The organism is Streptomyces scabichelini (assembly GCF_011045015.1).
GTDB classification, from domain to species: Bacteria; Actinomycetota; Actinomycetes; order Streptomycetales; family Streptomycetaceae; genus Streptomyces; species Streptomyces scabichelini.
In genome coordinates, this window is sequence record NZ_JAAKZY010000111.1 from 22,861 (window position 1) to 33,835 (window position 10,975).

Below are 10,975 nucleotides of genomic sequence, written 5' to 3' on the forward strand. Positions count from 1 at the left end.
GGAGACGGCAGGGACCCGTCAATGTTCCACACGCGAACTCCCGGCTAAATTCCCTGGAACAGGCGGCTCCGCGTGCCCTGTGGTGCGTTGGGCGATACGGATGACAGGCTGGGAGTATGAACATCTCGTTCCTGGGCAACTGGCGCAAGAAGCGAGACCCCGCCAGAGGAGTCGCTGTCTTCTCCGACAGTGAGAGTGATCGTGAGGGGGTGGCCGAACTTCTCTCCGAGTGTGAACTACTGCGTTCCCAGGCGCACCGGGCGGGGATCGAACTCGACGATTCCCCGGCTTCGTTGGAGGCGCTCGACCAGTTGCTGCCGCGCTGGCGCGACGACGAGGAGAGTCTGCCCTGGCTCGGCAACGACGCCGGCCTCTATCTCGGCACGGTCATTCTGCGCACGGTCCCCGGCGCGACATGGAAGGTGTGGCCCAACGGCCAGCCGGTGGTCCGGCTGGAATCCGGCCGGGAGATCGACGTGGTCACCGCCGGCCGCGAGTGGGCGACCAGCGGCGTACCGGAACTCTCGCAGCTGTACGGCGAGGTGTCGGAGGCGTAACTCATCATCATGCTCCCCATCCTCACCTTCCCTCTCAAGCAGCCTCAATTGCACCATCCGACGTTAAATACGGCTTATGTCCGAGAGGTGCGTGTCATACACTGGCATCACTTTTGTCTGGATAGTTTGCGGCCATCGCGACACAGCTGAGAGTGGGTAGGGCTGGGTATGGCTGTCGATCCGTTGATCGAGCTGCGTGACGTCAACAAGTACTTCGGCGAGCTGCATGTCCTTCAGGACATCGACCTCACCGTCGGCAAGGGTGAGGTGGTCGTGGTCATCGGCCCTTCGGGGTCGGGCAAATCGACTCTGTGCCGGGCGATCAACCGCCTCGAGATGATCCAGTCGGGGGAGATCAGGCTCGACGGGAAGCCGCTGCCCGAGGAGGGCAAGGAACTCGCGAAGCTCCGCGCGGAGATCGGGATGGTCTTCCAGTCCTTCAACCTCTTCGCGCACAAGACCGTTCTGCAGAACGTCTCGCTCGGGCAGATCAAGGTCCGGGGCCGCAAGAAGGACGAGGCAGACAAGCGCTCGCGTCAGATCCTCGACCGGGTGGGTCTCGCCGATCAGGCGCCGAAGTACCCGGCGCAGCTCTCCGGCGGCCAGCAGCAGCGCGTGGCCATCGCCCGCGCCCTCGCCATGGACCCCAAGGCGCTCCTGTTCGACGAGCCGACCTCGGCACTGGACCCCGAGATGATCAACGAGGTTCTGGAGGTGATGCGGCAGCTCGCGCGCGAGGGCATGACCATGGTGGTCGTCACCCACGAGATGGGCTTCGCGCGTTCCGCCGCCAATCGCGTCGTCTTCATGGACGACGGCCGTATCGTCGAGGACCGCACCCCGGAGGGGTTCTTCACCAGTCCGGAGAGCGACCGCGCCAAGGACTTCCTCTCCAAGATCCTCAAGCACTGATCGGATGACGTGATCGTGAAGATTCGCCGGGAGGCCGCCGGCCGCGGGATCGTGGACGTCGCTCCCGCCGAACCAGGGACGCTGCTGCCGGGCGTGCGGTAGCGGAGGGCAATGGCCCGCCCGGCAGCAGCCGGAGATCACTGCTCGCGCAGCGGAACCGACACGTACGACGGGTCGGCCGCGGGTGAGGAGAAGGTCAGCTGCGCGCCGGTCGGGTTGTGCTCGATGTAGAGCGGGTCGACCGTGTCGACGACCAGAGCGAGCCGATGCCCTGCCGGGACGTCGTAGGCCGTGGAGAACAGCTCCAGGTCGACGCCGAACGGCTTGCCGGGCGTCTGCCCGTGGAAGGTGTACGGCGCGTTGCTGACCAGCTTGCCGAGGCCGAGCGGGCCCACGTCGTAGAGGTACGCGACGAGGGTGCCGCTCTCCTTGGTGCTGGTGACCGTGGTGTGCAGCTTCGTCGTCCCGCGCACTCGCTCAGCGCTCGCGTACTTCTCCGACTGCCATACGGCGGCGTAGCGGCGCGGCAGGAGGGGCATCGAGGCCATCGGGGGCAACCGGGCCACCTGGTCGAGGATGCTGGACAGGAAGATGATCCCGCCGTCCGCGCCGGAGTTGACGTTGGCGCGAATCGTGGTGGTGCCCGCGAGGTCGATCTTCTTCCGGGTCGCGGTGACCGACTTCCAGTCCGGGTAGCCCTCGAAGTCGCCCGTGGAACGGGACTTGAGCCGGACGGGCTGCTCGCGGTCGATGCCGTTGTCCGTTCCCTTGAGGTAGTGGTCGAACCAGCGGGAGGTGTCGGTCCACACGTCGTTGGGCAGGCCGAACAGCCCGGTCGCCTCGTTGGTGGCGTGGTCGCCGGGGCGCAGCTCCAGTCGCTTGGGGCCGGTCAGCTTCTCGTAGAAGTCGGCGTACTGGTTGGGCGGGAAGATCGTGTCGCCCCAGGCGTTGGCGAGCATGACCGCCGTGCCGTTGGCGTTGATCCGGTCGACGTACGTACCGGGGGAACGTTTCTTCCCCCAGGCGATGAGCTCCGGCTCCCTGGACAGGTCGGAGGCGAAGAAGTCCTTGAAGATCTGCTTGAGTTCGGGGCTCTGGCGGCCGGTGATGGTGCCGGCGCCGTCCAGCAGGGCGGCAGCCTGGGAGTGCTGGGTGCGGCCCGAGTAGATCGAGTCGATCAGGTCCGCCCAGCCGCTCAGTGCGGCAACCGCCTTGATGCGCTTGTCGTGTGCGGCGGCGAGCAGGCTGATGCCGGCGCCGTACGAGAGGCCCGCCATGCCGACCTTCTCCGCGTCGGCCGGGGTGTTGGCGAGGGCCCAGTCGATCACCTTGGAGGCGTCGGCGACGTCGGGCGGGCCCGCGACCTCGATGTAGCCGCCGGACTGCCAGAAGCCGCGGACGTTGTAACTGACGACCACATAGCCGGAGTTGGCGAGCTTCTGGGCCTGGGCGAGGTACTCGACCTGGGGCAGGCCCCAGCTCGTCGGCAGCACGATCAGTGGGTAGTGGCGGGTGCCGTCGGCGTCCGCGGGGGTGACGACGTTGGCCTTGAGGGTGGTGCCGCCGTCGCCGGCGATGTCGACGAACCGGACGCCGGCCGCGGCCGACACGGCGGGCGCCGACTGTGCGGCGGGGGCGAGTCCGAGGGCCGTACCGGCGAGCAGAGTCGCCGAAACGGCACCGACGGTGGTGGTGCGCAGGGCCTTGCGAGGGCTTCCCATGGGTCACTCCTCACTCGTGTCAGTGCAAAGTGACCCGACAGTAACCGCTGTCCCTTACCGCAAGTAACCCGTCGGTAAGTTACGTGGCAGTAACGATCGTTGAAATGTAATGAAACCTAGGAGGCGCGATGTCCCTTCTGGGGAGCGGCCTCTGGTATCGGGGTCTGCGCGGCCTTCGTGACGTCCGCGACGACTTCGACGACATCGGCGCCGTACGCCTGCGAGTTGACGACTTTCAGGAGCAGGACGAAGGAGTTGTTGCCGTGCTTGCGCGACAACCGCTCATGATGGCGGGAGAGATAGCGGGTGGCCGCCTGGTTGGTGATCGCTCGCTGGCCGCAGAAGACGAACACGGGTCGCGCTGTGCGGCCCTGACCGGCGGTGAGCCGGGCGAGGAAGGCGTACTCGCTCTTGCCGGGCTCCAGGCGATAGGTCTCGCCGCCGATCTGGAAGGCACCGCGGTCCGGGCCGGGCTCCGGGTCCGTGTTCAGACGGATGCCCGGCAGCAGCGAGTGCAGATGTGCGGCCATCCGGCGGTTCGCCGACGGATGGCCCACGCAGAACTCCGTACGCTCCCCGAAGCCCTGCTGTGCCGCGTCGTGCGCGACGAGTTGGTTGTGTGCCCCGCAGTCCTTGATCAGCGCGGCGAGTTCGAGCAGCGCCAGCACATCGTGGCGCACGACCGTGAGATCGGGGCCGCCCGCATCGCGGTTCACCACCAGCAGTGACTCGGAGTTCTCGGGCAGCCCGAAGAACGCCTGCTTGCGGCGCAGTCTGCGCTTCCACAGGTACGTACGGGCGAGCCAGCCCAGCGCGGCGCCGACGGCGGCCACGACCACGCCCAGAACGATGTTGCGCACGTCGTCATTCATGGGCGCGCATGCTAGCGGGCGCCGCCGAACGCTGTCCGGAGTAGCCCTGACGCGCCCATGGCAACCGCGTTACGCTGCGCGGACAGCCGTTGACTGGAGGTACTGATGGCTCGCCCTGTCGCACGGAAACTGGCGGTTCTGGCGGTTTCGGCCGCGGTCGTCTCGGTGGGGGCTGCGCCGCCCGAGGCCGGCACCTCTGCCGAGAAGACGCCGATTGCCGTCGGGTACGGCGGGGCCGTGGCGAGCGTCGACGCGGACGCGTCCGCCGCCGGTATCGAGGTCCTGCGCAAGGGCGGCAACGCGGTGGACGCGGCCGTCGCCACGGCTGCCGCGCTCGGCGTCACCGAGCCGTACTCGTCGGGCATCGGCGGGGGCGGCTACTTCGTCTACTACGACGCCAAGTCCCGTACGGTGCACAGCATCGACGGACGCGAGACGGCACCGCTGACCGCCGACTCGGGGCTCTTCCTGGAGAACGGGCAGCCGATCCCGTTCGCCGACGCGGTGACCAGCGGCCTCGGCGTGGGAACGCCAGGCACACCCGCCACCTGGCAGACGGCGCTCGACGCCTGGGGCAGCAAGCCGCTCGGGCCGCTCCTGAAGCCCGCCGAGCGGCTCGCGCGCGACGGGTTCACCGTCGACGCGACGTTCCGCTCGCAGACGCAGTCCAACCAGGCGCGCTTCAAGGACTTCCCGGACACGGCCGAGCTGTTCCTGCCCGGAGGGGCACTGCCCGTGGTCGGCTCGACCTTCAAGAACCCCGATCTGGCCCGTACGTACGAGGAGTTGGGCCGCAAGGGCGTCGGCGCGCTCTACCACGGCAAGCTGGCGCGCGACATCGTCGACACGGTCAACGACCCGCCCGTGGACCCGGCGTCGGGCCGCAACGCGCGCCCCGGAGAGCTGTCCCTGAAGGACCTCGCGGCGTACGAGACGAACCGGCAGGCCCCGACGAAGACGACGTACCGCGGTCTGGGCGTCTACTCCATCGCGCCCTCGTCCTCCGGCGGCACCACGGTCGGTGAGGCGCTCAACATCCTTGAGAACACCGACCTTTCGAAGGCCACGGACGTCGAGTACCTGCACCGCTACATCGAGGCGAGCCGGATCGCGTTCGCGGACCGGGGGCGCTGGGTGGGCGATCCCGCCTTCGAGGACGTACCGACGAAGGAACTGCTGTCGCAGAAGTACGCCGACTCGCGCGAGTGCCTGATCAAGGACGACGCGGTGCTGACGAGCCCGCTCGCGCCCGGCGACCCGCGCAACCCGGCGGCCTGCTCCACCGGCGGACAGGCGGCGCCCACGACGTACGAGGGTGAGAACACCACACACCTCACGGCCTCCGACAAGTGGGGCAACGTCGTCGCGTACACCCTCACCATCGAGCAGACCGGCGGCAGCGGCATCACCGTCCCGGACCGGGGCTTCATCCTCAACAACGAGCTGACGGACTTCTCCTTCACGCCCGCGAGCCCCGGCGTGCACGACCCGAACCTGCCGGGTCCCGGCAAGCGGCCGCGCTCGTCGATCTCGCCGACGATCGTGCTGGACAAGGACGACAAGCCCGTGGTGGCGCTCGGTTCGCCGGGCGGCGCGACCATCATCACGACCGTGCTGCAGACGCTGACCGGCTTCCTCGACCGTGGTCTCCCGCTGGTCGACGCGATCGCCGCGCCGCGCGCCAGTCAGCGCAACCAGACGACGACCGAGCTCGAACCGGGCTTGTGGAACAGTGAGTTGAGGACGCGGCTCGAAGCGATCGGTCACGGTTTCCGCGAGAACCCGGAGATCGGCGCGGCGACGGGCATCCAGCGGCTGCCGAACGGGAAGTGGCTGGCGGCGGCGGAGACGGTACGGCGAGGGGGCGGCTCGGCGATGGTGGTGACACCGGCGCCGTAAGCCGCCACGACATGGCGTACATGACATGGCGTAATACGCCGTAAAGCTCAGTCACCCGCTCAGTCGGCTACGTCAGCCGACTGAGCGGGTGTCGCCGGTCCGGAAGTCCGGAACGCCGGCTGTCCGTTCTCGATGTCCACCGTCACCCGGCTGCCCGCCGTGAGCCGGCCGTCGAGGAGCAGACGGGACAGCCGGTTGTCGATCTCGCGCTGGATGGTGCGGCGCAGCGGCCGGGCGCCGTACTCGGGCTCGTGGCCGCGCTGCGCGAGCCAGTCGACGGCCTCATCGGTGAAGGTGACCGAGATGTCCTGGGCGTGCAGGCGGCGCCGGGTCTGCTCCAGCAACTGCTGCGTGATGCGGTGCAGTTGATCGGCGGTGAGCTGCCGGAAGACGACGACCTCGTCGATGCGGTTGAGGAACTCCGGCCGGAAGTGCTGGCGCAGCGGACGCAGGACCTGCTCGCGGCGGGCCTGTTCGTCGGCCTCGGCGTCACCCGCGGAGAAACCGAGGCCTGTGCCGCGCCGGATGATCGCCTCGGAGCCGAGGTTGCTGGTCATCACGATCACGGTGTTGGTGAAGTCCACCGTGCGGCCCTGGGAGTCGGTGAGCCGGCCGTCGTCGAGGACCTGAAGCAGGATGTTGAAGACGTCCGGGTGCGCCTTCTCGACCTCGTCGAGGAGGAGCAGCGAGTACGGGTGCCGCCGCACGGTCTCGGTGAGCTGGCCGGCCTCCTCATGGCCGACGTAGCCGGGCGGGGCGCCCACGAGCCGGCTGACGGTGTGCCGCTCCTGGTACTCGCTCATGTCCAGGCGCACCATCCGCTCCTCGCTGCCGAACAGGGCCTCCGCGAGCGCGCGGGCCAGCTCGGTCTTGCCGACCCCGGTCGGGCCCAGGAAGAGGAAACTGCCGATCGGCCGGTCGGGGCTGGCAAGCCCGGCGCGGGAGCGCAGCACCGCGTCGGCGACCACGCTGACCGCCTCGTCCTGTCCGACGACCCGCTGGTGCAGATGCTCCTCCAGGCCCAGCAGGCGGTCCTTCTCCTCCGTGGTGAGACTGCTGACCGGGATGCCGGTCTGCCGGGAGACCACCTCGGCGACGGCCTCGGCGGTGACCTCCAGATGCTGTCCCTCGTCGGCCTCCCCGTCGCGCCCGGCTTCGATCTTCGCCTTCAGCTCGTTGATACGGTCGCGCAACTGCGTGGCCTGCTCGTACTGTTCGCTCACCACCGACTGGTCCTTGTCCCGGACGAGCTGCTCGACCTCGCGCTCCAGGGCGCGTACGTCGGTGCCCTTGGTCCGGGCGTGCAGCCGCACGCGAGCGCCTGCCTGGTCCATCAGATCGATGGCCTTGTCCGGCAGATAGCGGTCCGTGATGTAGCGGTCGGACAGCTCCACGGCCGCCACCAGGGCCTCGTCGGTGTAGCGGACCTGGTGATGGGCCTCGTACCGGTCGCTCAGGCCGCGCAGGATCTCCAGCGCGTCCGAGGTGGACGGTTCGGGGACCAGGATCGGCTGGAACCGGCGCGCCAGGGCCGCGTCCTTCTCGATACGGCGGAACTCCTCCAGCGTCGTGGCGCCCACGACATGCAGCTCGCCGCGGGCCAGGGCCGGCTTGAGGATGTTGCCCGCGTCCATCGAGCCGCCCTCGCCGCCGCCTCCGGCGCCGACGACGGTGTGCAGCTCGTCGATGAAGACGATCAGCTCGTCGGAGTGCGCGCGGATCTCGTCGACGATGTTGGTCAGCCGCTCCTCGAAGTCACCGCGATAACGCGTCCCGGCGACCACGCCGGACAGGTCCAGGGCGACGACCCGGCGATTGGCGAGGGTGTCCGGTACGTCAGCGTCGGCGATGCGTTCCGCGAGGCCTTCCACGATGGCGGTCTTGCCGACGCCCGCGTCGCCGATCAGAACCGGGTTGTTCTTGCCGCGCCGGGACAGCACCTCGACGGTCTGCTCGATCTCCTCGTCCCGGCCGATGACCGGGTCGATACGGCCCTGGCGGGCGAGTTCGGTGAGATCACGGCCGTACTTGTCCAGGGTCGGGGTGGGCGAGGAGCGCGGCCGTTCGGGGCGCGCCGGGGCGCCCGCGGCCGAACCGTCCGGAGTCTCGGGCGGCCGGGAGGCCGGGGTGAACCGGGCCGCGTTGAGGATGTGCCCGGCGGCGGAGTCCGGGTTCGCGGCCAGGGCGCTGAGGACGTGCTCGGGGCCGATGTAGCCGACGCCTTCGGCTCGGGCCAAGGCGTGGGCGTCCAGCAGGGCGCGCTTGACCGCCGGGGTCACGGCGAGAGGCGTGTGTGGTCGGTCCTCGGACTTCTCCTCGGACTTCTCCTGGGACTTCTCCTCGAGGGGGCCCACTCGCTCGTCGATCTCGGTGGCCAGTGTGTCGGGGTCGGCGCCGGCGCGGGCCAGCAGGCTCCGGGTCGGCTCGACGGCGAGCGCGGCGCGCAGCAGGTGCTGGGTGTCCAGGTCGGTGCTGCCGTGCTCGGTGGCGTACGTCGCGGCCGTGGCGACCAGCTGGCGGGCGGGCCCGCTCATCAGCCGCCCGATGTCGATGTGCCGGGGGCTGGGGCGTGGCCCGGGGCCGCCGAAGCCGAAGAAGCGTGCGAAGAATTCTCCGAAGGGGTCTGGGCCGTAGCCCTGCGGACCCGTGAAGCCGCTGGTCATGGCCATCCGTTCCGGCGTCCCGAGCCGGCCGGCCGGGACGCGCTCGCTGCTGTGACGTGCCGGTCCGCACGAGTGCCCCTGACTCCGTCGGCTTACACGTGGGGGCGCTGTGGGAGGGCAGTACGACTGGTGCGGGTTGGATGTGGCTGGTCGCGCCCACGCGGCGGAGCCGCACATTGTCACAGCCCCGCGCCCCTGAAGGGCGCCCCTGACGGGGCCCGTCAGCGTGCTCTTAGCGGGACGTCAGGATTCGGGGGCCTGTCTCTGTGATGGCCACTGTGTGTTCTGTGTGGGCTGCTCGGGAGCCGTCGTTGGTGCGGAGGGTCCAGCCGTCGGGGGCCGCGTGGTAGCCGTCGGTGCCGCCGCCGATGAGCATGGGCTCGATGGCGAGGACCATGCCGTGGCGGAGGGGGAGTCCGCGGCCGGGGCGGCCCTCGTTCGGGACCGGCGGGTCCTCGTGCATACGGCGGCCCACGCCGTGGCCGCCGAAGCCGTCCGGGATGCCGTAACCCGCCGCACGGCACACCGTGCCGATCGCGTGCGCGATGTCGCCGATGCGGTTGCCGACGACGGCCGCCTCGATGCCCGCCGCCAGCGCGCGCTCGGCGGTCTCCACGAGTCGTACGTCGGCGGCGCGCGGCTCGCCCACCACGAAGCTGATCGCCGAGTCGCCGACCCAGCCGTCCAGCTCGGCACCGAAGTCGATGGAGACGAGGTCGCCGTCGCGCAGGCGGTAGCCGGTCGGGATGCCGTGCACGATCGCGTCGTTCACGGAAGCGCAGATGACCGCCGGGAAGGGGGTGGGGGCGAAGGAGGGGCGATAGCCGAGGAACGGGGAGCCGGCACCCGCACGGCGCAGGACGTCATGGGCGACCTCGTCCAGCTCCAGGAGTGAGACATCCACGTCGGCGGCCTCCCGCACCGCCGTGAGGGCACGGCCCACGACCTGGCCCGCTTCGTACATCGCGTCGATGGACGTGTCCGTCTTCAGTTCCACCATGCCAATTACTATACCGCTTGCCGGTATTAGAATGGGGTCATGGTGCGCACCCCCTTGACTCCTGAAGAGCGTGAACGCGGCGAGCGGCTCGGCCGGTTGCTGCGTGACGCCCGTGGCGGCCGCAGCATGGCGGAGATCGCCGCGAGCGCGGGCCTCTCCGCCGAGACACTCCGCAAGATCGAGACCGGTCGCGCCCCGACCCCCGCCTTCTTTACCGTGGCGGCCCTGGCCGGAGTGCTGGGCCTTTCGCTGGACGAGATCGCGGGAAGCTGCGCTCTGGCTGGGGTGTAGACGACCTTCGTGTTACGGGGCTCAGTGGCGCCGAAAAGCCCATGTCGCACAGGTACGTTGAGAGTGGAGCGGAGCACTCCGCGTCCGGTCCGCAAACTTCTCGTAGCGGTTCCGTAACACGAATGGTGTTTTCTACGGGGCCTGAGTACTTCAGGCTGGCGTGGGGTGAACGTAATGGCGGTGGAACAACTCCCGGGCCAGGTGCGGGAGTTCGCGCAGTACCTCAAAGGCCTGCTGACCCGGCTTGACCAGGGCGGCGGGTGGTGCGGTGTGTTCTGGCAGCGCGATCCCGAGGGAATGCGGGCCTGCCTGGACGGCTGGGAGGTGCCCCCGTGGGACGTCGTGGAGGCGCTCCTGCGGGATCTCGCCGCGGAATACGGCGAGCGGGCCGCCGCGCAGGAGTTGGAGCGGGCGCGAGTCCTCCACCAAGCCTCACTCGCCGCGTACGACGCCCGCCCCGGCGGCCGGGACGCCCTCAGCGACCGCCTCGACGTCATGCTCCGCGAACAGCGCTACGCCGCCGAACGCCATGCGGAACTGGCCCAGTTGCTCCGTACCGTCGCCTCCCGCGAGGAAGCCGACTCCATACGCCTCGACCTGGCCTGGGCCCGCGACGACCACGAACGCGCCACCGCCCGCTGCGCCGAACTCCGTTCACGCATGGACGAGTTGGACCGCCGGACCGCGGGCGGGTACGCGCGGGATGCGATGACGATTCCGCCGGGCGACGGCGGGGGCGTGGTCTGGGTCGACGACGAGGCGTTCGGCGGGGGCGGGGGTTCGTCGGACGGGGATTCGTCGGACGAGACGTCGTCCCATGGGCGCGTCGGCGCGTATGGCGGTGCTGACCGTCCCACCGCGGGACGTGAAGGCGCGCACCGCCGGGAGCCGACCGAGGACGACTGGCCGGACATCTGGCGGGACTCGAGCGACTCGGCCGACTCGGCCGCGCAACGAGCCAGCTGGCAGCCTGGTCCCGATTCCGGCCCCGACAGCCGGATGTCCGGCTTTTCGGAGCACACCAGCTCGGATGACCGGTCTGATGCCGCCGCCTCCCGCC

The 10,975-nt window shown here is 69.5% G+C and carries 8 protein-coding genes and 1 pseudogene; 5 read left to right on the forward strand and 4 right to left on the reverse strand.

Annotated features, from left to right (window positions below):
• Positions 1-116 precede the first annotated feature (116 nt).
• Together G5C60_RS29645 and G5C60_RS29650 are read left to right on the forward strand one after the other, a co-directional pair.
• A complete protein-coding gene (locus tag G5C60_RS29645; protein ID WP_165264020.1) occupies positions 117-557 on the forward strand; it encodes a DUF6278 family protein in 441 nt (146 codons plus the stop codon).
• A 168-nt stretch (positions 558-725) separates the two neighbouring features.
• Positions 726-1,469, forward strand: coding sequence for an amino acid ABC transporter ATP-binding protein (locus G5C60_RS29650; protein ID WP_165264021.1), 744 nt, complete (start codon positions 726-728; stop codon positions 1,467-1,469).
• A 137-nt stretch (positions 1,470-1,606) separates the two neighbouring features.
• On the opposite strand, the gene G5C60_RS29655 is transcribed toward G5C60_RS29650, so the two are convergent.
• Together G5C60_RS29655 and G5C60_RS29660 are read right to left on the reverse strand one after the other, a co-directional pair.
• Positions 1,607-3,190: an alpha/beta fold hydrolase gene (locus G5C60_RS29655; RefSeq protein WP_165264022.1), complete on the reverse strand. Its 1,584-nt coding sequence runs from the start codon at positions 3,188-3,190 to the stop codon at positions 1,607-1,609.
• A gap of 116 nt (positions 3,191-3,306) precedes the next feature.
• Complete coding sequence (locus G5C60_RS29660; protein ID WP_165264023.1) at positions 3,307-4,062, reverse strand: hypothetical protein; 756 nt, start codon at positions 4,060-4,062, stop codon at positions 3,307-3,309.
• Positions 4,063-4,167: 105 nt separating this feature from the next.
• Here G5C60_RS29660 and ggt point away from each other — a divergent pair, with 105 nt between their 5' ends.
• On the forward strand, positions 4,168-5,961 hold the full coding sequence (gene ggt, locus G5C60_RS29665) for a gamma-glutamyltransferase (protein WP_165264024.1): 1,794 nt from the start codon (positions 4,168-4,170) through the stop codon (positions 5,959-5,961).
• A gap of 59 nt (positions 5,962-6,020) precedes the next feature.
• Here the strand turns inward: ggt and G5C60_RS29670 are convergent, their stop codons facing one another.
• Both G5C60_RS29670 and map read right to left on the reverse strand, forming a co-directional pair.
• Positions 6,021-8,624, reverse strand: coding sequence for an ATP-dependent Clp protease ATP-binding subunit (locus G5C60_RS29670; protein WP_165264030.1), 2,604 nt, complete (start codon positions 8,622-8,624; stop codon positions 6,021-6,023).
• 232 nt (positions 8,625-8,856) lie between these two features.
• Positions 8,857-9,624, reverse strand: coding sequence for a type I methionyl aminopeptidase (gene map / locus G5C60_RS29675; protein WP_165264025.1), 768 nt, complete (start codon positions 9,622-9,624; stop codon positions 8,857-8,859).
• Positions 9,625-9,663: 39 nt separating this feature from the next.
• Here map and G5C60_RS29680 point away from each other — a divergent pair, with 39 nt between their 5' ends.
• Both G5C60_RS29680 and G5C60_RS52395 read left to right on the forward strand, forming a co-directional pair.
• The gene (locus tag G5C60_RS29680; RefSeq protein ID WP_165264026.1) at positions 9,664-9,915 is read left to right on the forward strand and encodes a helix-turn-helix domain-containing protein; all 252 of its coding nucleotides are present in this window, start codon (positions 9,664-9,666) and stop codon (positions 9,913-9,915) included.
• A 174-nt stretch (positions 9,916-10,089) separates the two neighbouring features.
• Positions 10,090-10,975: pseudogene (locus tag G5C60_RS52395) on the forward strand (hypothetical protein); the annotation flags it as partial.